Source organism: Arthrobacter sp. MW3 TE3886 (genome assembly GCF_041262145.1).
Taxonomy (GTDB): Bacteria; Actinomycetota; Actinomycetes; order Actinomycetales; family Micrococcaceae; genus Arthrobacter.
On record NZ_JBGCAN010000001.1, the window covers coordinates 3208010 to 3230218 of the forward strand.

Genomic DNA, 22209 nt, shown 5'->3' on the forward strand with positions numbered 1-22209 from the left:
ACCCGGCCTAGGCGGTCCTAGCCGGGGAACCGCTTGTAGATGTTCCACAGGACGGCGTCGAACGCCCGGTCCGGCAGCAGGTGGCGCAGCAGCAGGATCCCGCGGGCGCTGGCACCCACCGGGTACCGGGTCCTGGGCCGCCGGGCGGTCGCGGCGTGCAGGATCGCCTCGGCCGCAAGCTCGGGCCGCGACGACGTTGCGGCGTTGTCCGTGGTGCCCAGCGCCGCCGCCACCACCTTGGCCTGGGCTGCGTAGGGGCCGTTCCCGGAGCTGGCCAGCAGCCCCTGCGCCGCAATGGCACCCCACTCGGACTGCGTCCCGGCCGGCTCGATGATGGCCACATCGATGCCGTGCGGCTTGAGCTCGATCCGCAGCGAATCGCTCAGGCCTTCCACGGCGAACTTGGTCGCGTGGTACCAGGCGCCCAGCGGCTCGTACATTTTGCCGCCGATGGATGAGATGTTGATGATCCGGCCCGCGCGTGCGGCCCGCATGGCGGGGATCACGAGCTGCGTCATGCGCGCCAGGCCGAAGACGTTCACGTCGAACTGCCGCCGCCCCTCGGCCAGCTCCACCTCCTCGAGCGAACCGTACGTCCCGTAGCCGGCGTTGTTGACGAGGACGTCGATCCGGCCGTGCGCGGCCAGCACGTCCCCGACGGCGGCGCTCATCGAGGCCTCATCGGTCACGTCCAGGGCCACCACCTTGACCCCGGATGCCTTCAGCGGTTCCATTAGCTCCACCCGGCGGGCCCCGGCATAGACGGTAAAACCGGCCGAGGCAAGCTTTTTCGCGGTTTCGAAACCGATCCCGGTGGAGGCACCGGTGACAAACGCTACGGGCTGGGGCATGGGCTGAACTCCTCGGGCGCTGAACTCCTGGGGCAGGAGCAGCCGGAAACACGGGCGGCCGGCGCCTCCCAGAGTAACTGGAAAGTGCCGGCCGTCGCGTCGGAACCGGGGTGGGTCAGTGGGTGTCGACTGCCTCGATCTCGGACTTGTCCTCGCCCCAGAGGGTGTGGAACGTGCCCTCGGCGTCGACACGGCCGTAGGTGTGCGCCCCGAAGAGGTCGCGCTGGCCCTGGATGACGGCGGCCGGCAGGCGCTTGCGGCGCAGGCCGTCGTAGTAGGCCAGCGAGGAGGAGAACACCGGAACCGGGATGCCGAGCTGCACCGCGGTGGAGACCACGCGGCGCCAGGCCGGGAGGACCTCGGCGATCGCCTTGGTGAACGCCGGGGCGAAGAGCAGGTTGGCCGGCTTCTCCGCAGCGGCGTAGGCCTTGGTGATCTCCTTGAGCAGCTCCGCGCGGATGATGCAGCCGCCGCGCCACAGCGACGCGATTTCATCCAGCTTCAGGTCCCAGCCGTATTCCTTGGCCGCGGAGGTGAGCATGTCCAGGCCCTGGGCGTAGGAGACCAGCTTGGAGGCGTAGAGCGCCTGGCGGACGTCCTCGACGAAGCTCTCGGGGACCTCGGCGGCGGCCTCGCCGCCGGCCAGCAGCTCCTGGGCCAGCACGCGCTGCTCGGCCTGGGAGGACAGGGCCCGGGCGAAGACGGACTCGGCGATGCCCGACGTCGGCGAGCCGAGTTCGAGCGCGGAGATGACCGTCCAGCGGCCAGTGCCCTTCTGGCCGGCGGCATCCACCACGACGTCGACGAACGGCTTGCCGGTCTTCGCGTCGACGTGGCCGAGGACCTCGGCGGAGATTTCGATCAGGAAGGAAGCGAGGTCGCCCTTGTTCCACTCTTCGAAGATCTTGGCCTGCTCGGCCGGTTCGATCCCGGCGCCGGAGCGCAGGAGGTCGAAGGCCTCGCCGATGACCTGCATGTCGGCGTATTCGATGCCGTTGTGGACCATCTTGACGAAGTGGCCGGCGCCGTCGGTGCCGATCCAGGCGCAGCAGGGCTGGCCGTCGACGTGGGCGGCGATCTTTTCCAGCAGCGGGCCGAGGGCGTCGTAGGACTCCTTGGAACCGCCCGGCATGATCGAGGGGCCGTTGAGGGCGCCTTCCTCGCCACCGGAGACGCCGATGCCGACGAAGTGCAGGTCCTTCTTGGCGAGCGCAGCCTCGCGGCGGCGGGTGTCCTCGTAGTGCGAGTTGCCGGCGTCGATGATGATGTCGCCCGCTTCCAGCAGCGGCTCGAGCTGCTCAATCACGGAGTCGACCGGCTTGCCGGCCTTGACCATGATCAGCACGCGGCGCGGCTTCTCCAGCGAATCAACGAGTTCCTGGAGGGTCTCGGTGCGGACGAAGTCGCCCTCATCGCCGTACTTGGCGAGCAGGGTGTCTGTCTTTTCCACGGACCGGTTGTGCAGGGCAACGGTGAAGCCGTTCCGGGCCAGGTTGCGTGCGAGGTTGGCCCCCATCACCGCGAGGCCGGTAACACCGATGTGTGCTGACATCAAAACTCCAATTCATTTCTGTACACCAGGGATGTACGGCGATTCGTCTCAGACGTTCATCTAGGACCCGGCAGGTCGCGCCGCGGAGGGCGGAACCCGCTCTTAAGGATTGTGGCTGTCCTTAAACCATATGTATTTCCGCGGGCTGCGGGAAAGCCGCGCCCACGGAGCGGAATACTGCGCGTCATAAACAGTCTATGATCACCGGCGTCCGCCCCTCCGGTCAGCCCGGACCAGGCCCACCGCATTATGCTTACGACTATGTCAACCAGCCTCCACCACCGTGCCATTGAGCACCTCGGGACCCGGATCGTGGCCGGCGAGCTTCCGCCCGGGCACGTCATGCTCGCCGAGCACCTTGAGGACGAACTCAAGGTCTCCCGCTCGGTGGTCCGGGAGGCGGTCCGGGTCCTCCAGTCCCTGGGCCTGGTGGAAACCATCAAGCGCGTCGGCATCCGTGTGCTGCCCTCGAACCGGTGGAACCCCTTCGACCCGCTCGTGATCCGCTGGCGGCTGGCCGGCGAGGGCCGCGGCGCCCAGCTGCGCTCCCTGGCCGAGCTCCGCACCGCCGTCGAGCCGGTGGCCGCCGAGCTGGCCGCGGCCAACGCCCCCGAGGAGCTCCGCCGCGAACTCGTGGAGATCTCGCACGCCATGCGCGACGCCGGACAGGCCGGGGACGTGCCCCGGTTCCTCGAGCTGGACATCCTGTTCCATTCCCTGCTGCTGACCGGTTCCGGCAACGAGATGTTCGCCAACATGGTGGGCCAGGTGACCGAGACGCTGACCGGCCGCACCATTCACGGCCTGATGCCGGACCACCCGCGCGAGACCGCGCTGCGGTGGCATGTCGAGGTCGCCGAGGCCATCGCCGCCGGGGATGCCGCCGCCGCCCGCGAGGCCTCGAACCGGATCATGCGCGAGACCATCTCGGAGATGGAGCCGAGCTGGAAGAACCAGCCGCGGGTGTTTGTCCCGGTCGAGCGCCGCTAAGCCACTGGCCGTCCGGGCGCCGGCGGCGGCGCCCCTCACGCAGGGACCGGCCTGAAGTCCAGCAGCACCTTCCCGGAAACGGCCGCGTTCCTGGCGACCTCGAACGCTTCCAGTCCGCGGTCCAGCCCAAAGGTGTGGGTCACCACGGGATCCACCCGCAGGGAGCCGTCGGCGAGCGCCGCTAGGACGTCGTCGATTTCGTCATTGAAGCGGAAGGAGCCCAGCAGCTCCAGCTCGCGCGTGATGGCCAGGGAGATCAGGACCGGCTGCGGGCCCGAAGGCAGCAGGCCCACCATGACCACCCTGCCGCCACGGACCGCGCCCTGGATGGCCGAGGCCAGGCCGTGGTGGCTGCCCGAGGACTCGATGACGACGTCCGCCTCAACCGCGGCGATCGCCCCGGCGTCGTCCCCCTTTAGAACCATGTCGGCTCCCACGGCACGGGCTATCTCCAGGGGCCGCTCGTGCATGTCCACGGCCACGATCCGGCCGGCGCCGGCGCGTTTGAGGACGGCGACGGCGAGGGCCCCGATGGGGCCACTGCCGATCACCAGCGCCGTCTTTCCCGCCACGTCCCCGGCGCGCGAGACGGCGTGCCAGGCGACGCTGGCCGGCTCCGCCAGGGCCGCGGTCCGCAGCTCCAGCCCGGCCGGCAGCGGCCGGAGCATCCGGGCCGGCAGCGCGGCGAAGCGGCTGAACGCCCCGTCCGTGTGGGGAAACCGTGCGGCGCTGCCCAGGTAGGTGCAGCCCGGTGACAGGTTGGGACGCTCTGCCGGGTACCGGGCGCCGCCCGGGCCCGGCGTGGCGGGATGCACCGCGACGGCCATGCCGGGCGCGGGCCCCGAGCCGTCAGCGGCCGCGCGGATCACGCTCCCCACGATCTCGTGGCCCAGGACCATGGGAGCCTTGAGGACGGATTCGCCCGCGGCGCCGTGCAGCCAGTAGTGCAGGTCGGAGCCGCAGATGCCGCCGAAGGCCACGTCGACGACGGCTTCATCGGGCGCCGGTGCGGGCACGGGGATGTCCTCGATCCGCAGGTCGCCCGCCGCGTGGGCCACCACCGCCGCGGCCGTGGCCGGAAGTTCTGCCACGGCGCCCATCAGACCACCACCGTCATTCCGCCGTCGATGAAGATGGTCTGGCCGTTGACGAAGTCCGACCCGTCGGAGGCCAGCCACACGGCGGGTCCGGCCAGGTCCTGCACGGTCCCCCAGCGGTGCGCGGGGGTCCGGCCCAGGATCCAGGCGTTGAACTGCTCATCGTCGACGAGGTTTTGCGTCATCTCGGTGTGGATGTAGCCGGGCGCGATCCCGTTGATCTGCAGGCCCGAGGCGGCCCATTCCGCGGTCATGGCCCGGGTCAGGTTCCGCAGTCCGCCCTTCGCCGCAATGTAGGGGGCGATCGTGGGCCGGGCGAGGTCGGTCTGGACCGAGCAGATGTTGATGATCTTGCCCCGGCCTCGCGGGATCATGTGCCGGGCCGCTTCCCGCCCCACCAGGAACGCGCTGGTCAGGTCCGTGGAGATGACCCGCTCCCAGTCGGCCACGTCGAGCTCAAGCATCGGGACCCGGTGCTGGATGCCGGCGTTGTTGACCAGGATGGCCAGCGGGCCCACGTTCTCCTCAACCCAGGCGATCCCCCGGGCGGCTCCGGTGTCGCTGGTGACGTCGAAGGCGCAGCTGTGCACCCGGCCCGGCGCGTAGTCCGCGGCCATCGCGGACTCGGCGGCCTTGAGCCGCTCGGGGTTGATGCCGTTGAGCACCACGGTGGCGCCGGCGTCGGCCAGCGCCCGGGCCAGGGCGTTGCCGATCCCCCGGCTCGAACCGGTCACCAGGGCCACACGCCCGGTCAGGTCAAAAAGTCCACTCATGGTTCACTGATCCTCATTTGGTCTTTGCTGCTGGAATGGCTGTTGTGCTGGTTGTGGTGTTGCCTGTCATGGTGGCGCTCCCGCTGCCGGTGCCGCTGAGATTAGCGATGGCCTGCCGTACCACGGCGAGGTCCCGGTCCCCCAGCCCCTGGCGCTTGAGTTCCGCGTAGAGCTCGACGCCGGCGGCCGCCATCGGTACCGCGGCACCGGCCGCTGCGGCGCTTTCGAGCACGAAGGACAGGTCCTTGTGCATGAACTTGGCGGGTCCGGTGGGCTCGTAGTCCTTGGCGGCGAGCCGTGGCCCCACGATGTCCAGGACCCGGCTGCCGGCCAGTCCTCCGGCGAGCACCTCGTAAAGGGCCGGCACTTCCATGCCGGAACGTTCGGCGAGCTCCGCGGCCTCGGCGAGCGCCGCCGTCGTCGTTCCCACGATCAGCTGGTTGCATGCCTTGGCGAGTGACCCCGATCCCAGCGGTCCGAGCCGCCGCACGGTGCTGCCCATCGCGCCGAAGAGCGGCAGGAGCCGGCGGAAGTCATCTTCGCTGGCGCCCGCCATGATGGCGAGGGTCCCGTCCGCCGCGCCCTGGGTGCCGCCGCTGACGGGCGCATCGACGACGACGGCGTTGCCTCCGCTTGCCTCCGCGACCCGCGCCCCGAAGTCCCGCACCCCGGACGGCGAGACGCTGCTCATGACCACGACGGCGGTTCCGGGCGCGGGCGGGCTGGCGCCCCAGCCGGCCAGGAGCGCGGCACTGGCGTCCTCAATGTCGGACAGATCCGGCAGCATGAAGACAATGACGGGCTGGTCGCGGAGCGCCTCGACCCGGGCCACGCGCGAGCCGCCCAGGGCCTCGAAGGCGTCCAGCGCCGCCGGCGAACGGTTCCAGGCGGTGACGGTCCATCCTGCCGCGAGGAGGTTGGCGGCCATCGGCGCGCCCATCAGTCCGAGGCCGACAAACCCGGCCTCCCTGCGGTCCAGCTCCATGCGTTGCCTCACTTCGTCGTGGTTAATCTAGGAATTCTGTTCAGCATCCTAGCCTCCATTCAGTATGATGAACACTATGACGACCAAAACCACCGTCGCGATCGCCGTCCCGCTCGAAGCAGAGCTGGTGGACCGCATCCGCGCCGTAGATCCGTCCGTGACCGTCCTCTACGACCCCGAGCTCTTGCCGCCGGAACGTTTTCCCGCCGACCATTCGGGTGACCCGGATTTCCGCCGGACGCCGGAGCAGGAAGAGCGGTACTGGGACATGCTCAACAAAGCCCAGGTCCTGTACGGGCTCCCCAACGAAAGCCCGGCAGGCCTCGCCCGGATCGCCGGCAGCAATCCCCGGCTTGAGTGGATCCATGCCATGGCGGCCGGCGCCGGCGGTGCCGTGAAGGCATCGGGGCTGGACGCCGCGACGCTGCAGAAGTTCAAGGTCACCACCTCGGCCGGGGTGCACGCCCTGCCGCTCGCCGAGTTCGCCGCCCTGGGCATCCTCAACGGCTTCAAGCGCAGCGCCGAGCTGGCCCAGGACCAGGCGGCCAAGCACTGGCCCGAGCTCCGCACCCCCACCCGCCTGGTCAACGGCTCCCGCCTGGTGGTCACCGGACTGGGCGAAATCGGGCTCGAGACCGCACGGATCGCCCGCGCCCTGGGCATGAGCGTCAGCGGAACCAAGCGCACCGTGGAGGCCATCGACGGGATCGAGACCGTCACGGACAACGACGGCCTCGCCGGCCTGCTGGGCAGCGCAGACGCCGTCGTCAATACCCTGCCCGGCACGCCGTACACCGAGAAACTCTTCAGCCGCGACGTCTTCGCCGCCATGAAGCCCGGAACGGTCTTGGTCAACGTGGGCCGCGGCACAGTGGTGGATGAAGAGGCGCTCCTGGAGGCACTGGGCAACGGCCAGGTCTCCTATGCCTGCCTGGACGTCTTCGCCGTAGAGCCACTGCCGCAGGACAGCCCGCTGTGGACCCACCCCAGGGTGATGGTGTCCCCGCACACCTCGGCGCTCAGTGCCGCCGAAAACCGGCTGATCACCGAACGCTTCTGCAGCAACCTGCGGACCTACCTCAACGGCGGCGAACTCCCCCATCTGGTGGACACGGTGCACTTCTACTGAGTCCACCCCGCACTGCGGCCAGCGCCGCAGCGCACACCAGGGCGGTCCCGCCGGAAACGGCTGGGCCGCCCTTTGCGTTGGGCGACGCGGGTTCGGCTCGGCGACGCGTATATCGCCGGGCGCTACCGGTGTCCCAGAAACGGCCGTGGCCCCTTCCTGGTGGAAGGGGCCACGGCCTGAGGTGCCGCGGACGGCGGGTCTGCACCCGGATGCCGGCTAGTGCGCATCCTCCGTCAGGAGAAGGTCGCGTCCCACCGTCTCGGGCGTGAAGAAGGTGGTGACGAATGAGATCAGCGCCAGGACCAGCGAGTAGATGGCGAGCACCAGCCAGGAATGGTCCGTGGCGGCCAGCAGCGCGGCGCCGACCAGCGGGACCAGCCCGCCGGCCACGACGGCGGAGAGCTCCCGGCTCATGGCCACGCCGGTGAAGCGGTACTGCGAGCCGAAGAGTTCAGGCAGCAGCGGGCACTGCGGTCCGAGCATGGACTGGACGCCGAGGGCGATGCCCACCACCATGACAATCCAGACCAGCGTGACATTGCCCAGCGTCACCAGGTAGAACGCCGGCAGCGCGATGAGCGCCTGGAACAGCGCACCGTAGCGGTAGACGGGCACCCGGCCGAACCGGTCGGACAGCGCGCCGAACGTGATCACCATGACGGCGGCGAAGCCCGCGGCGATGAGCAGGCCGACCGGACCGATGAACTTGTCGCCGGGAAAAACGCCGTCCTTGGCCGCCAGGAACGCGATGAGCAGGGCGGAGTAGATCGAGGAATTGCCGTTTTCGCCCATCCGCAGGCCGATGCCGATCAGCACGTTCTTCTTCGAGTGCTTCCACAGCTGGCCGATGGGGTTCTTGACCACATTCTTGTGCTTTTCCAGTTCCTGGAAGACGGGCGTTTCCTTGAGGCGGAGCCGAATGAAGATGGCCACCACAACCAGGAGCACGCTGGCCAGGAAGGGCACCCGCCACAGCCAGCCTTCCAGGACGGCCTTGTCGGCCATGGCAATCAGCGCAAACGTTCCGGCGCCGAGCAGGGTGCCCAGCTGGATGCCGACGAACGGGAGCGAAGCGAAGAAGCCACGACGGCGGCGCGGCGCGACTTCGGAGATCAGCGTGGTGGCACCGGCCTGTTCGGCGCCGGCACCCAGTCCCTGCAGGATGCGCAGCGTCACCAGGAGCACGGCGCCCAGCATGCCAGCCTGTTCGTACGTCGGCAGCAGGCCGATGGCGAAGCTGGCGGTCCCCATCAGGCCGATGGTGAGGATCAGGACCATTTTGCGACCGAACCGGTCGCCGATGTAACCGAAGACCATCCCGCCGAAGGGCCGGGCCGCGAAGCCCACGCCGTACGTGGCGAAGGATGCGATCAGGGCCCCGTCCTCGCCGAGCGGCTTGAAGAACAGCGGGCCGAAGATCAGGGCCGAGGCCAGGCCGTAGATGTAGAAGTCGTAGTACTCCAGCGCGGAGCCCACGGAGCTGGCAAGCGTTGCCCGTCGCAGCTGTTCCGGATCGACGACGGCGCCGTCCGCTTCAGCGAGCGGTGTATTAGTACTAGTTGTCACAAGCACTCCCTCAAGAACACTCCAGACCCCCGTTGGTCTGGTGGGTGTGAGCAACCCCCAAAGGAGTCGATCACTATGCTGAACAGAGTACAGCATAGTGATCGAGTAGCCAATGAATAATCAGATTTATTCCCGGGGTGTGCAGGACCGTCCCGCGACAGGACCCCTAACCCATGGGATTGCCGAGGGACCGGGCAAGATCCTGGAGTTCCTTGACCATCATGGCGCCCTGCTCGTTCGAGTAAGTCGCCTTCAGCGCGGTGACCGAAAGGCCGAGGCTGGGCCCGTGTGCGCCCCGGGTCGGGACGGCAACGGCCAGGCACACGACGCCGGTGGTGGATTCCTCGTCCTCGAACGCGTACCCCTGCTCCCGGATGAGCGTGAGCTGCGCCTTCAGTTCGGCTCCCGTGCGCAGCGACTTCGGCGTCAGGACCGGAAGGGCAGCGTCGTCAGGAAACATCTCGTCGACGTCATGGTCATGCAGCCGCGCGATCAGGGCCTTGCCCACGGCACAGAGGGAAACGGGCATCTTGTCGCCGATGTTGGACGTCAGGCGAACCGCCGGGTGCCCTTCGTAGCGGGCGAGGTAGATGACATTGGTTCCGTCCAGCATGGCGATCCGGACCGTTTCCCCCGAGAGCGTCGGGGCCTGTTCACAAAAACGGTAGAACTCCTGGACCTCGTCGAGCCGGCTGAGGTAGGCAGCGCCGAGCTCAACCAATTTCCGGCCGAGGGTGAACTCCGCACCCTGGCGGTTGATCAGCCTCGCCTCCTCGAGCGCGAGCAGGAGGTTGGAGGTGGAGGACTTCGGGATTCCCAGTTCCCTGGCCAGATCACTGAGCGTGAGCCGTCCCGTCGCGGAAGCCGCCAAGGCGTCCAGCACGGCGGCGGCACGGGTGACAGCCGGTGCGGGTGACGCGCTCCCCAATCCGTCGGAGGGTCGGGAAACTCGGGAATCGGCCATGATTCTCCTTCAGGTATCGCGCGCCAGTCGCCGCGCCACTCGTTCGAATGCCGTCCAGTCAGCTGAACAGTAACCATCATAATGTCTGGCGCTGTGACCCGGGACCCGGCGGTGCCCGCGCACGCGCCCGCTATGCTCCCCTGTCAGCGGTCCTCGCCGGGGACCGCCAGTCCGTCAGGCGGCAGACACCACTGGATTCGTCAGCTCGCCGATGCCGGCGATGTGGCACGTGACGGAGTCGCCGGGAACGATCGGCGCGCACTCAGCGGGGAAACCCGTCAGCACCAGGTCGCCCGGGTGAAGGGTCATGAAGGAGGTGAGGTAGGTGAGGATTTCCTCCACCTTCCAGCCAAGGTCGGCGGAGCTGGCTGCCTGGAGATCCTGACCGTTGTGTCTGATGCCGATCGCCAGGTCTTCACCCTTCAGGTCTGTGACGATCCAAGGCCCCACGGGCGTGAACGTGTCCTGGCTCTTGGCGCTGATCCACAGCTCGTCGGAATCCTGGAGGTTCCTGGCGGAGACGTCGTTTCCGATCGTGTAGCCCAGGACTGCGCCCATGGCATTGCCGGGCGTCAGTGCGCGGGCCCTGCTTCCGATGACGATTGTCAGTTCAGCCTCCGGCTCGACGCGGCCCACACCCGGCCGGAGTTCAACGGCGTCCCCCGGGCCGACCACGCTGGTGGCCGCCTTGTGGAAGGCCTGCGGCGGAAGTCCGCGGCCCGCGGCACCCGTATTGTGCGCCATGCCCAGGACGTTGGCCGGGACACAGGGCGCGAGGAACGTGAAGGACGATTCCTCCACCGTCGCGCCGACTTCCCAACCGCTGCGGGGCAGGCTGCCGGCATTGGCAGCAGAACCGGGGAATGGAGAGGTGGTCACCGTCCACACTTTGCCGGCCGCACTGTCAAAGTCCGCTGCGTCGTTGGCGACGAAGAAGTATTCGTCCCCGGCAGCAGGGGAAAGGGGGCGGACTCTGGCGATTCGGCGGGCACTCGTGGCGGTCATGAAAACATCCTAGGCGGCGAGGTTCCGGAGCCCTCGATTAGGCCATCGACTGGCGTAATTCTTGCGCACAGAAACGCCGCCGGTGTTTCACATTTCCAATCGTTCACGGTATATTCATTACAAGCCTTCCACCGCGGCATCCCCCAATAGTCGCGGTGGAAGGCTTTTCCAATGCCCGGGTGATTCCAGTGTCCGGGGCCCCATTATGAGCGGGCCGGATTCGCCGATCGATGCCCGCGCCGGCACCTACGCGGCATCCGCAACGGCCCCCCGCAGCCGCCAGCCCCCGCCGAGGCCGTCCCGGATCAGTTCCATGGTGGTCAGGGCCGAACCGCGGTTGCGGCCGAGCCTTGCCTGAACCTGCCACACCTCGACGTCCACGCGACTCAGGCCCTTGGGCATCCGGCGCTCGGCTTCCCACCAGCTGACCCGCTCGAACCAGCGCACGGGCTCGGCCCCGATCAACCATTCCCTGCCGCCGCGGACCACGGCCAGGGGCCGCCCGTCCGGGCCTGTTTTCACCATCACGTGCTCCATGCCCGTCACAGTAGGGCGGAGCCCTGACATTTTCGAGGCCGGACCGACCGGCGCTGGTCCCGGGACCAGCGTCAGGCCCGATTCTTCAGTCGGCGCCGTGCACGGCCACGAAACGAGGCTCGCGCAAGCGGATGTAAACGTCTGCCGGCTGACGCTTCTTGCCCCGCAGTGTGATGCCGGAGACGCTGACACCCTCGGGCAGCAGAAGGTTCTGGCGCATGACGCCGTGCGTACTCTTCGACCACGCCAGCCGGTACATCCCATAGAAGGGGCTCTTCTGCAGCCCAAGGCTGAGACCGAGTTCCTCGACGTCAACGCCGTCTTCAGCATTGAGCTCGTACGAGACTACGGCGAAGGCCCCAGTGAGCTCCTGGGCCGACTCGAACTCGAACTCGAACTCGAGCATCCCTTCGGCAACCTCCGGTTCCAGGGGAAACACCAGCGCGGTCTCCGTGGTCAGGCGCAGGGGTCCCGCATCGGGCAGGAACAGCTCATGCGGTGTAGGTTCGCCGCGGACGATGTCCTCGATGAGACTCGGCCATTTTTCCGCCGAAATGTCGGCCGACCGCACCGCCGGAAGCTTGTCCAGCCGCGCCAGAGAGGCTGCGACGCGCTCGTGCGGGGTTTCGTTCAACGTCGAGTCCTGATCGCTGTGACGGACCTGGAAGAACATGTGTTCCCGGGAGTCAAGGATGGTCGGCATCACCTGGTCTACACCGTGGTGCGGTCCGGGCGTGACGATCGAGAGGCTGCGCTGGCGCGGGTCGAACGCTGACACGAAGGCCATCCCCTGGGCGGACTTCGGGTGGTAGAACTCCCGGAGGTTCACCAAGTCATGTTCGCCCTTGTAGGCCGTCAGGCCGAGTCCGAATGAAATGGCCATCCCCACGTGGTTCAGCGTCCGGTACACCTCAAGATGGGTCAGATAGTCGGCGGCGAGCAGGTCGTCGTCATCGAGACGGAACCACGCGACCGGCTGCACGCCGGCGTCGGCGTCAAACTTGCTGGCGAGGTCCTGCTCAATCAGGGGCTTGACTTCTTCGATGCCTGTTCCCCGGACGACGTCGTTCCATTCCACCGGAACCAGGAACGGGTACCTGGCCGCCGCCGCGAACAAAATTTCCTGATGCCGCTTCGGGAGCAACTCGGAATACATCACGAAGTGTTTGTAGTCATGGTTTTCCGCCATCGCGGAAAGGGCAGGCACGGCCTTCTCGAAGAACATCTCAGCTCGAAGACTAAGGCGCTTTTCCGAGAACAAGTACTGCATGTAGTCCTCCGGGGTCTTGAAGACGCCGGAGCGCGACGTTTTCCAAGAGTGCGATCCGGGAGAGAAGAGGCTGTAGCGCGTGACGCCGTAAAACATGTTGAACCCCCAGTGTTGCGGTGCTGAGTCCTCCATCTAACTGTATGCGCCGGTCTTCTTCCGAACCGCATTGTGTCCGGCCGGTGATGCGGCGTCAATAATGACGTAGATTTGCCGCTTGGCCCACGGCAGGTGGTAGGTTCGACGCGTGCCGGGGCGCACAGGGCGCCCCGGCAACGACCAAGGGGAATCCAAGATGGCTGAATCAAACGCTCAGAAACTGGAAAAGGCGAAGGCCGTTGTGCTGGATTCGATCGTAAAGGGCGGCGTGTCGACCAATCAGTCGCAGGCTGTGCAGCGGCTGGCCAACGCCTACGCCCTCCTCGAAGGGACCGTAGCGCCCATCAGCGGCCCCAACGAATCGGCCCCGAAAAGCGCCTGAACGGATTAACCGAGACGCACAAAACCCCGCCGTTCCGGACCCATGGTCCGCAAAGGCGGGGTTTTCTGTGGTGGGTCCTACCGGGATCGAACCGATGACATCCACGGTGTAAACGTGGCGCTCTACCAGCTGAGCTAAAGACCCAAACCGCGGTTTCCGCGCTTCAGCGCTTCAACCAACGAACAGTTACTGTACCGGATGTCACCGGCCCAGCGCCAATCGGGCCGGCCGTCGCTACAACGGCGGCAGCTCGGCGGCGAGCCAAGTCAAGGCCCCGCTGACGCCTGCCTCCAGCTTGATGGTGGCTAGGCCATCGCCGCGGGTCGGTCCTCTGTTGATGATGACGACGGCTTTGCCCTGCTTCGCCGCGTGGCGGACAAAACGCAGGCCGCTCATCACGGTGAGTGAGGAGCCGGCCACCAGGAGCGCCCGGGCGGCGTCGACCATGGCGTAGGAGCGTTCCACCCGGTCCTTGGGCACGTTTTCCCCGAAGTACACGAAGTCCGGTTTCAGGGTGCCGCCGCAGGCGGGGCAGCGGGCGACGACGAACGATTCAATCAGTCGCGTGTCCTCGACGGCGGCATCGGCGTCCGGCGCCATTTCAACCACCCCGGCGGCCTGCGCCCGTTCGAGGAACCCGGGGTTGAGTTCCTCCAGGACACCGGCCAGCATCCGGCGGCTGAACCGCCGGTGGCAGTCCAGGCACACGACCTGGTCGAACCGGCCGTGCAGGTCCACCACGTTGACGCTGCCGGCGTCCTCGTGGAGCCGGTCCACGTTCTGGGTGATGAGTCCGGTGAGCAGCCCCTGCTGCTCCAGCCGGGCTACCGCGGCGTGGCCCGCGTTGGGATCCGCCCTGCGCAGGTGTGACCAGCCGATGTGGTTGCGGGCCCAGTAGCGCTGCCGGTTTCCCGGCTCGCCGATGAATTCCTGGTAGGTCATGGGGGTCCGCGGCGCGGCGCCGGGCCCGCGGTAGTCCGGGATCCCTGAATCCGTACTCAGGCCGGCGCCGGTCAGCACGGCAAACTGGCCCCCAGACAGGAGTCCGTGGATGTCCTGCAGGGTCTCGAGTTCGGTGCGCTGGAGCTCCGCGGCGGTCCCGGCGGCCGTGACCGGCGGGAGACTGGCAAACCCGGTCATGCCGATTCCTGGCCGCCGCTGCCTCACCGGGTCAGTTCCCGCCGAGTCCCGCGAGGGCAGCCCGGTATTCGGCGAAGTCCCGTGCCTGGCCGCGGGGATTCACCACGACGTAGCGGACAATTCCCGCCGCGTCAATGATGAAGGTGCCGCGCAGCGCCATGCCGCTGTCAGGGTCGAACACGCCATAAGCCGAGGCCACGGCGCCGTGCGGCCAGAAGTCGGCGAGCAGGTCGAAGCCGTAGCCTTCCTTTTCGGCATAGGCCCGCTGGGCGAACTTGCTGTCCACCGAGACCGCCAGCACGACGGCATCGGAAGCCTCGAACAGTGCCAGGTTGTCCCGGATTTCGCACAGTTCCCCGGTACAGATGCCGGAGAAGGCGAACGGGTAGAAGACTATGACGACATTGCGGCCGCGGAAGTCCGAGAGGCGCACCGGTTCGCCGAATTGATTGGCGAGCTCGAAATCCGGTGCGGCATCGCCGACGCCGGGTACCCCGCCGGGAACAGGACTCATTACGGCGGGCAGCGCAGCGGCAGACACCGCAGAGGCCTCGTGCTGGACCGCCTGGGTCACTTGTTCTTCCGCGTGACCAACCGGGTGGCGCTCCAGTCCTTCGAGACGCCGGCGGAGGTGGTGTAGTGAAGACCTGCGGTGGGCGCGGCGTCCTGGATGTCCGCGGGCGAGACGTAGCCGTCCCGGCCGGACTTGGGAGTCAGGACCCAGACCACGCCACCCTCGGTGAGAGTGGTCAGCGAGTCGACCAGCGTGTCCACAAGGTCTCCGTCACCTGCCCGCCACCAGAGAATGGCGGCGTCGACCACCTCGTGATCGTCCTCATCGAGAAGCTCAGAGCCCGTGAGATCTTCGATATCGTCCCGCAAGTCGAAGTCGACATCGTCGTCATAACCGAATTCCTGAATCAGGTCCCCGTCTTTGAAACCCAGTTTCTCCGCCACATTTACCGAAGTGGCGGCGTCGGCCTCGCTCACGTGTTGCTCCTATGCTTTTTGAATTGCTTCATGTTTTCAATGGCACTAGTGATTTCCATTACTCCAAGCCAACACCCTTTGAGCTCTCGCTTCAAGCTGTTGGCACCGCGATCCGCCATATTCTGCGTCACACGAGGCGATCCGGAGGCTGCAGGGCAGCGCTTCGTCACACAACCAGTATGCCCGTGAAATACGGCGGCGGGTCCATAGGGCGGCTACGCATCCACCAGTCCGCACGGCTAGAGTGGCTGATGACGACTACGCCTGCGCGGGCAACCGCCCGGCTGATACAGGCAGGCGTACCGTGATTGGACCTTGCCCGGCGCATACGACCGGGCTGTTGTAACCGATATGTCGCACACGTCGCGTTCACGCCAGGCAGTCACCCTGCCCGGAGCTGAGGGTGCCGATAGATGCGCTCAAAGAGAGGTTGGACGTGGCTGCAGGAGAAGATACCTCCCATATCCTCAGCGGGTTGACAAACCAGCTGCCTGATCGTGATCCGGAAGAGACCGCCGAATGGCTGGAGTCCCTGGATACCCTGATTCAGGAACAAGGCACCGAACGTGCCCAGTACATTATGCGCAGCCTGCTCCAGCGGGCCGGCGCGCAGAGCGTGGGTGTTCCGATGGTCACCACCACGGACTACGTCAACACCATCCCGGTCGACCAGGAAGCGGCATTCCCTGGCGATGAAGAGATCGAACGCAAGTACCGTGCCTGGCTGCGCTGGAATGCCGCCGTGATGGTGCACCGGGCACAGCGGGCGGACATCGGCGTCGGCGGCCACATCTCCACCTACGCCGGTGCCGCGACCCTGTACGAGGTCGGTTTCAACCACTTCTTCCGCGGCAAGGACCACCCCGGCGGCGGCGACCAGGTCTTCTTCCAGGGCCACGCCTCCCCCGGCATGTACGCCCGCGCCTTCATGGAGGGCCGGCTCTCCGAGGAGGACCTGGACGGCTTCCGCCAGGAGAAGTCCAAGGAAGGGCACGCACTGTCCTCCTATCCGCACCCGCGCCTGATGCCGGAGTTCTGGGAATTCCCCACCGTCTCGATGGGCATCGGCCCGATGAACGCCATCTACCAGGCCCAGTCCAACCGGTACCTGCACAACCGCGGCATCAAGGACACCTCGGACCAGCAGGTCTGGGCATTCCTGGGCGACGGCGAAATGGACGAGCCCGAGTCCCGCGGCCTGCTGCAGCTCGCGGCCAACGACAAGCTCGACAACCTCAATTTCGTCATCAACTGCAACCTCCAGCGCCTCGACGGTCCCGTCCGCGGCAACGGCAAGATCATGCAGGAACTCGAAGCGTTCTTCCGCGGTGCCGGCTGGAACGTCATCAAGGTCGTCTGGGGCCGCGAGTGGGATGACCTGCTGGCCAAGGACGAGGACGGCTCGCTCGTCAAGATCATGAACGAGACCGTCGACGGCGATTACCAGACGTACAAGGCCGAATCCGGCGCGTTCGTCCGCGAGCATTTCTTCGGCAAGACCCCGCAGACCAAGGAAATGGTCCAGGACCTGACCGACGACCAGATCTGGAACCTCAAGCGCGGCGGGCACGACTACAACAAGGTCTACGCCGCGTACAAGGCCGCCACCGAGTTCAAGGGCAAGCCCACGGTCATCCTGGCGCACACGGTCAAGGGCTACGGCCTGGGCACCCACTTCGAGGGCCGCAACGCGACCCACCAGATGAAGAAGCTCACGCTTGCGGACCTCAAGGCCTTCCGCGACCACCTGCGCATCCCGATCACGGACGAGCAGCTCGAAGCGGACCTCTACCGGCCGCCGTACTACCACCCCGGCATGGACTCCCCGGAGATCCAGTACCTGATGGACCGCCGCAAGCAGCTCGGCGGCTTCGTCCCCGAGCGGCGCTCCAAGCACGCCGACGTCACCCTCCCGGATGAGAAGGTCTACGAAGTCGCCAACCGCGGCTCCGGCAAGCAGCACGCCGCCACCACCATGGCATTTGTCCGGCTGCTCAAGGACCTCATGCGGGACAAGGAGTTCGGCAAGCGGATTGTGCCGATCATCCCCGACGAGGCCCGCACGTTCGGCATGGACGCGTTCTTCCCGACGGCGAAGATCTACAACCCGAACGGCCAGAACTACCTCTCCGTGGACCGCGAGCTCGTCCTGGCGTACAAGGAGTCCATCTCCGGCCAGATCGTGCACGCCGGCATCAACGAGGCCGGGTCCGTGGCAGCCTTCACCGCCGCCGGCACGTCCTACGCCACGCACGGCGAGCCGCTCATCCCGGTCTACGTCTTCTACTCGATGTTCGGGTTCCAGCGCACGGGCGATTCCTTCTGGGCAGCCGCCGACCAGATGACCCGCGGGTTCATCATCGGCGCCACGGCAGGGCGCACCACGCTGACCGGCGAAGGCCTGCAGCACGCCGACGGGCACTCCCCCATGCTGGCGGCAACCAACCCCGCGGTCGTCACCTACGACCCGGCATACGGTTACGAGATGGGCGTCATCATGCGTGACGGCCTGAACCGGATGTACGGTCCCGGCCCTGACGACAACGACCCGTCGCGGAACGTGATGTACTACATCACGGTCTACAACGAGCCGATCGTGCAGCCGCCGGCACCGGCGGAACTCGACGTCGAGGGCATCATCAAGGGCATCTACCTGCTGGCGCCGGCCAAGATTGACGGCCCGCGCACGCAGATCCTTGCCTCGGGCGTGTCTGTTCCCTGGGCCCTCGAAGCCCAGCGGGTCCTCGCCGAGGACTGGGGCGTCTCAGCGGACGTCTGGTCCGTGACCTCCTGGACCGAACTGCGCCGCGACGCCATGGCCGCCGAGGAAGATTCCTTCCTCAACCCCGGCCAGCCCGCCCGCGTCCCGTTCGTCACCCAGCAGCTCGCCGGTGCCACCGGGCCGATCGTTGCGGTCACCGACTACATGAAGGCCGTGCCGGACCAGATCCGGCAGTTCCTCCCGAACGAGTTCGCCTCGCTCGGCGCGGACGGCTTCGGCTTCTCCGACACCCGTGCCGCGGCACGCCGCTTCTTCAAGAACGACATCCACTCGATCGTGGTCCGTTCCCTGCAGATGCTGGCCCGCCGCGGCGAGGTCGACGCCCAGGCGCCGGCCCAGGCGATCGAGAAGTACCGTCTGCTGAACGTGAACGCCGGCACCACCGGCAACGCGGGCGGCGACTCCTAACCGCGCTCCGGCGCAAGAGCGAATGTTCGACGGCGGCTCCCACCGAAAGGTGGGAGCCGCCGTCGGGCGTTTAACCGCCCCGCCTGCCTCCTTCTCCCTTTCCATCTCCCCTCCCGCCTCCCTCCGGCCTCCCTTGTTGGGCGCGCTTTGGATTGCTGCGGGACGCTGTGATGCAGGACAAGGGCAGTTGTAGCCTTCGCACAAATGGAGCTTGGGCGGCCCGCCCCGTATGCTCAATGCATGGCAGAGCCGATCACCACTCCCGAAAAACGCAAGCCGAGCTCGAGGGCGATGACTCCGGAGAAAGCCGAAACCCTCAAGAAGCTCCGGGCCAGCGTGGGCCAGCTGTCGACGACGACGCTGCGCCAGTTGGAGAAGTCCCTGCCGTGGTACGGCCGGCTGAACTCGGATGAACGTTCCGCCCTGGGCATGGTGGCGCAGAACGGCATCGCGGCTTTCGTCACCTGGTACGAGCGGCCGAGTTCGCCGTCGTGGATCCTCTCCGACGTCTTCGGCACCGCCCCCACCGAACTGACCCGCTCCATCAGCCTGCAGAAGGCGCTCCAGCTGATCCGGATCGTGGTCGAAGTCGTCGAGGACCAGGTCCCGGTGATCGCCCCGGAAGCGGACCAGGGGGCCCTCCGGGAAGCCGTGCTGCGCTACTCGCGGGAGGTCGCGTTCGCGGCCGCCGACGTTTACGCCCGCGCCGCGGAATCCCGCGGCTCCTGGGATACCCGGCTGGAGGCCCTGATCGTCGATGCCATCCTCCGCGGCGAAAACACCGACGCGCTGCGGTCCAGGATCGCGGCCCTGGGCTGGAAAGCACAGGAGCGCTTCACCGTCATGGTCGGGAATTCCCCCTCTGAACCAAGCGCCAGCTACGTCAGCGAACTGCGGCGCACCGCCGGGCGCTTCGCCGAGGACGCCCTCGTGGGGATCCAGGGCGACCGGCTCATCCTGATCCTCGGCGGGGTCCACGACCGGGAGACCGCGTACCTGAAGCTCAGCGAACTCTTTGCCCCCGGCCCGGTGGTCTACGGCCCGGAGGCCGGGTCCCTCCTCGAGGCCAGCGGCTCCGCCCAGTCGGCCTTTGCCGGCCTCACCGCGGCCCGCGCATGGCCGTCCGCGCCGCGCCCGGTGGCGGCCGATGACCTGCTCCCCGAGCGGGTGATCTCCGGCGACGACGCCGCCCGCCGCTCGCTGGTCAAGAACATCTACCGCCCCCTGCTCGCCGCCTCCAACGGGCTGGTGGAGACCCTCGGCACGTACCTCGAACTGGGCCATTCACTCGAAGCCACGGCCCGGGAACTCTTCGTCCACGCCAACACGGTGCGCTACCGGCTCAAGCGCGTCTGCGACGTCACCGGCTGGGATCCGCTGCTGCCGCGGGAGGCGTTCGTGCTCCAGACCGCCCTCGTCGTGGGCCGGCTTTCCGCCCCGCCGAAGGCCCCCATCGAGCGGCAGCCTCCCCGCAACGGCTCCTGAACCGTTGTAGACTTCCTACAAACTGACCCAGTGAGCTTGGTGCATGAAAACACGAATGTTCACGCGGTAATTTGGAAAGCTGGTTACGTGCTTGCAATCGTTTGCCCTGGACAGGGCTCCCAGACCCCTGGTTTTCTGGCCCCCTGGCTGGAACTGCCACCCGTCGCAGGCCTCCTGGCCTCCCTCAGCGAAATAGCAGGCATCGACCTCACCGCGCACGGCACCACCTCCGATGAGGAGACCATCAAGGACACCGCGGTCGCGCAGCCCCTGATCGTCGCTGCGGGCCTGGTGACCGCAAAGTCGCTGTTCGACGTCGAACTCGGCACACTTCCCGTCATCCTCGCCGGCCACTCCGTCGGCGAAATCACCGCGGCTTCGCTCGCCGGTGTCCTGTCGGAATCCGAAGCGATGACGTTTGTCCGCGAACGCGCCAACAGCATGGCGGCCGCTGCTGCCGCCACCCCGACCGGCATGAGTGCCGTCGTGGGCGGCGACCCCGCCGAGGTCCTGGCAGCCATTGGCGCCGCGGGGGCCACGGCCGCCAACGTCAACGGGGCGGGCCAGACCGTCGCCGCCGGCACCCTGGAGCAGCTGAAGGCCCTGGCGGAGAACCCGCCGGCCAAGGCCCGGGTCATTCCGCTGAAGGTCGCGGGCGCGTTCCACACCTCGCACATGGCCCCCGCCGGCGCGGCCCTGCAGGCCCTGCGTCCGTCGCTGCACCCGAAGGACCCGCAGGTACCGCTGCTGTCCAACTTCGACGGCGCGGAAGTCACCGACGGCGCCGCCGCCGTCGACAGCCTGATCGCCCAGGTCTCCCGACCGGTCCGCTGGGACCTGTGCATGGAGACGATGGTGCAGCGCGGGGTGACCGGCGTGATCGAGCTGGCTCCCGCCGGGACACTGGCCGGCCTGGCCAAGCGCGGCATGCCCGGCGTCAAGACAGTCACCGTCAAGACCCCGGACGACCTTTCCGCGGCCCTGGCCCTATTTGCAGAACTGGAGGGAGGGGCATGAGCGTTCCCACTCTGAAGCAGGCACCCGTGCAGGCAAACACCCGCATCATGGGTATCGGCGCCTACCGGCCCAGCGTGATCGTGACCAACGAGGACGTGTGCCAGTGGATCGACTCCTCGGATGAATGGATCCGCCAGCGCACGGGCATCATCACCCGGCACCGCGCACCCGCCGATGTCAGCGTTATTGACATGGCCGAGGGCGCCGCACGTGAAGCCCTGCAGAAGGCCGGCATCGAGGCCTCCCAGCTCGGCGCCGTGATCGTCTCCACGGTCACCCACCCGTATGCGACCCCGTCCGCTGCAGCGAGCCTCGCCGACCGCCTCGGCGCGACGCCGGCCCCGGCCTTCGACATCTCGGCGGCATGCGCCGGCTACTGCTACGGTATCGCCCAGGGCGACGCCCTGGTGCGCTCCGGCGCGGCCTCCTACGTCCTGGTGGTCGGTGCCGAAAAGCTCTCCGACGTCATCGACAACACGGAACGGACCATTTCCTTCCTGCTTGGCGACGGCGCGGGCGCCGTCGTGATCGGCCCCTCCGACACCCCGGGCATCGGCCCCTCGGTGTGGGGTTCGGACGGCAGCAAGTGGGATGCCATCGGCATGACCCACTCCATGCTGGACATCCGCGAGCTCGCCCTGACCGGCAAGCACGGCGCCGCTGTCAGCGATGAGGAAGCGGCCGTGACCGACGCGTCCCTGTGGCCGACCCTGCGCCAGGACGGCCAGACTGTCTTCCGCTGGGCCGTGTGGGAGATGGCCAAGGTGGCCCAGCAGGCCCTGGATGCCGCCGGCATCCGGTCCGAGGACCTCGCCGCGTTCATCCCGCACCAGGCCAACATGCGCATCATCGATGAGATGGCCAAGAAGCTGCAGCTGCCCGAGACCGTCAAGATCGCCCGCGACATCGCCGACGCCGGAAATACGTCGGCGGCGTCCATCCCCCTGGCCACCCACCGCCTGCTTAAGGAAAACCCCGAGCTCAGCGGCGGGCTGGCGCTGCAGATCGGCTTCGGAGCCGGTCTGGTCTTCGGCGCCCAGGTGGTCGTGCTTCCTTAGGCAGCCACCGCTTTTCCGAACTAAATACGTTTCACCCGTTTCACCCTTGCACCGCATGTCCTTCTTTCAGGGCTCGCCCGCATGCTGTGCTCGCAAGCATTCCCGCACCAAGCCGAACCCTCGGTTTGAATC

General features: G+C 67.3%; 20 protein-coding genes and 1 tRNA gene. 7 read left to right on the plus strand and 14 right to left on the minus strand.

The annotated features are described in order from the left end of the window. Positions 1–17: 17 nt before the first annotated feature. Positions 18–851, minus strand: a complete 834-nt coding sequence (locus ABH915_RS14620) for an oxidoreductase (RefSeq protein ID WP_370122564.1) — start codon at positions 849–851, stop codon at positions 18–20. A 115-nt stretch (positions 852–966) separates the two neighbouring features. Further along, positions 967–2403: an NADP-dependent phosphogluconate dehydrogenase gene (gene gndA / locus ABH915_RS14625; RefSeq protein WP_370122567.1), complete on the minus strand. Its 1437-nt coding sequence runs from the start codon at positions 2401–2403 to the stop codon at positions 967–969. A 261-nt stretch (positions 2404–2664) separates the two neighbouring features. Between gndA and ABH915_RS14630 the strand changes: the two genes are divergently transcribed. After that, positions 2665–3393 (plus strand): FadR/GntR family transcriptional regulator, encoded by a 729-nt coding sequence (locus ABH915_RS14630; RefSeq protein WP_370122570.1) that lies wholly within the window; start codon positions 2665–2667, stop codon positions 3391–3393. A 35-nt stretch (positions 3394–3428) separates the two neighbouring features. On the opposite strand, the gene ABH915_RS14635 is transcribed toward ABH915_RS14630, so the two are convergent. The 3 genes from ABH915_RS14635 to ABH915_RS14645 are packed head-to-tail and all read right to left on the minus strand — an operon-like array spanning position 3429 to position 6248. Beyond that, positions 3429–4493 (minus strand): L-idonate 5-dehydrogenase, encoded by a 1065-nt coding sequence (locus tag ABH915_RS14635; RefSeq protein WP_370122573.1) that lies wholly within the window; start codon positions 4491–4493, stop codon positions 3429–3431. Then, positions 4493–5263: an SDR family oxidoreductase gene (locus ABH915_RS14640; RefSeq protein ID WP_370122576.1), complete on the minus strand. Its 771-nt coding sequence runs from the start codon at positions 5261–5263 to the stop codon at positions 4493–4495. Before ABH915_RS14640 ends, ABH915_RS14635 begins: the two co-directional genes overlap by 1 nt. A 13-nt stretch (positions 5264–5276) precedes the next feature. Then, positions 5277–6248 carry an NAD(P)-dependent oxidoreductase gene (locus ABH915_RS14645; protein ID WP_370125010.1) on the minus strand — a complete coding sequence of 324 codons (972 nt, stop codon included), beginning with the start codon at positions 6246–6248 and terminating at the stop codon, positions 5277–5279. 64 nt (positions 6249–6312) lie between these two features. Between ABH915_RS14645 and ABH915_RS14650 the strand changes: the two genes are divergently transcribed. Then, entirely contained in the window at positions 6313–7377 is a 1065-nt protein-coding gene (locus ABH915_RS14650) for a D-2-hydroxyacid dehydrogenase (protein WP_370122579.1), read from the plus strand. A 216-nt stretch (positions 7378–7593) separates the two neighbouring features. Here the strand turns inward: ABH915_RS14650 and ABH915_RS14655 are convergent, their stop codons facing one another. The 5 genes from ABH915_RS14655 to ABH915_RS14675 form a co-directional block, all read right to left on the minus strand. After that, positions 7594–8943, minus strand: a complete 1350-nt coding sequence (locus tag ABH915_RS14655; protein WP_370122582.1) for an MFS transporter — start codon at positions 8941–8943, stop codon at positions 7594–7596. A gap of 166 nt (positions 8944–9109) precedes the next feature. Further along, positions 9110–9907, minus strand: a complete 798-nt coding sequence (locus ABH915_RS14660) for an IclR family transcriptional regulator (protein ID WP_370122585.1) — start codon at positions 9905–9907, stop codon at positions 9110–9112. Positions 9908–10081: 174 nt separating this feature from the next. After that, positions 10082–10912, minus strand: a complete 831-nt coding sequence (locus ABH915_RS14665; RefSeq protein ID WP_370122588.1) for a fumarylacetoacetate hydrolase family protein — start codon at positions 10910–10912, stop codon at positions 10082–10084. 246 nt (positions 10913–11158) lie between these two features. Beyond that, positions 11159–11437, minus strand: a complete 279-nt coding sequence (locus ABH915_RS14670) for a hypothetical protein (protein ID WP_018773424.1) — start codon at positions 11435–11437, stop codon at positions 11159–11161. Positions 11438–11534: 97 nt separating this feature from the next. Next, positions 11535–12851 (minus strand): glycosyltransferase, encoded by a 1317-nt coding sequence (locus ABH915_RS14675; RefSeq protein ID WP_370122592.1) that lies wholly within the window; start codon positions 12849–12851, stop codon positions 11535–11537. A gap of 160 nt (positions 12852–13011) precedes the next feature. Here ABH915_RS14675 and ABH915_RS14680 point away from each other — a divergent pair, with 160 nt between their 5' ends. Continuing rightward, complete coding sequence (locus ABH915_RS14680) at positions 13012–13197, plus strand: hypothetical protein (RefSeq protein ID WP_370122595.1); 186 nt, start codon at positions 13012–13014, stop codon at positions 13195–13197. Between the two features lie 68 nt (positions 13198–13265). Here ABH915_RS14680 and ABH915_RS14685 read toward each other — a convergent pair. From ABH915_RS14685 to ABH915_RS14700, 4 genes are all read right to left on the minus strand, one after another. Then, positions 13266–13341: transfer RNA gene (locus tag ABH915_RS14685), tRNA-Val, on the minus strand. 90 nt (positions 13342–13431) lie between these two features. Then, entirely contained in the window at positions 13432–14364 is a 933-nt protein-coding gene (locus ABH915_RS14690) for an NAD-dependent protein deacetylase (RefSeq protein ID WP_370122598.1), read from the minus strand. Between the two features lie 4 nt (positions 14365–14368). Beyond that, entirely contained in the window at positions 14369–14851 is a 483-nt protein-coding gene (locus tag ABH915_RS14695; RefSeq protein WP_370125011.1) for a peroxiredoxin, read from the minus strand. Between the two features lie 56 nt (positions 14852–14907). Next, on the minus strand, positions 14908–15327 hold the full coding sequence (locus tag ABH915_RS14700) for a DUF3052 domain-containing protein (protein ID WP_018773429.1): 420 nt from the start codon (positions 15325–15327) through the stop codon (positions 14908–14910). Positions 15328–15763: 436 nt separating this feature from the next. Between ABH915_RS14700 and aceE the strand changes: the two genes are divergently transcribed. From aceE to ABH915_RS14720, 4 genes are all read left to right on the plus strand, one after another. Continuing rightward, entirely contained in the window at positions 15764–18517 is a 2754-nt protein-coding gene (gene aceE, locus ABH915_RS14705) for a pyruvate dehydrogenase (acetyl-transferring), homodimeric type (RefSeq protein WP_370122601.1), read from the plus strand. 240 nt (positions 18518–18757) lie between these two features. Next, positions 18758–20002 (plus strand): PucR family transcriptional regulator, encoded by a 1245-nt coding sequence (locus tag ABH915_RS14710; protein WP_370122604.1) that lies wholly within the window; start codon positions 18758–18760, stop codon positions 20000–20002. An 87-nt stretch (positions 20003–20089) separates the two neighbouring features. After that, positions 20090–21019, plus strand: a complete 930-nt coding sequence (locus tag ABH915_RS14715; protein ID WP_018773432.1) for an ACP S-malonyltransferase — start codon at positions 20090–20092, stop codon at positions 21017–21019. Beyond that, the gene (locus tag ABH915_RS14720) at positions 21016–22077 is read left to right on the plus strand and encodes a beta-ketoacyl-ACP synthase III (RefSeq protein ID WP_370122607.1); all 1062 of its coding nucleotides are present in this window, start codon (positions 21016–21018) and stop codon (positions 22075–22077) included. Before ABH915_RS14715 ends, ABH915_RS14720 begins: the two co-directional genes overlap by 4 nt. The last annotated feature ends 132 nt before the right edge of the window (positions 22078–22209 follow it).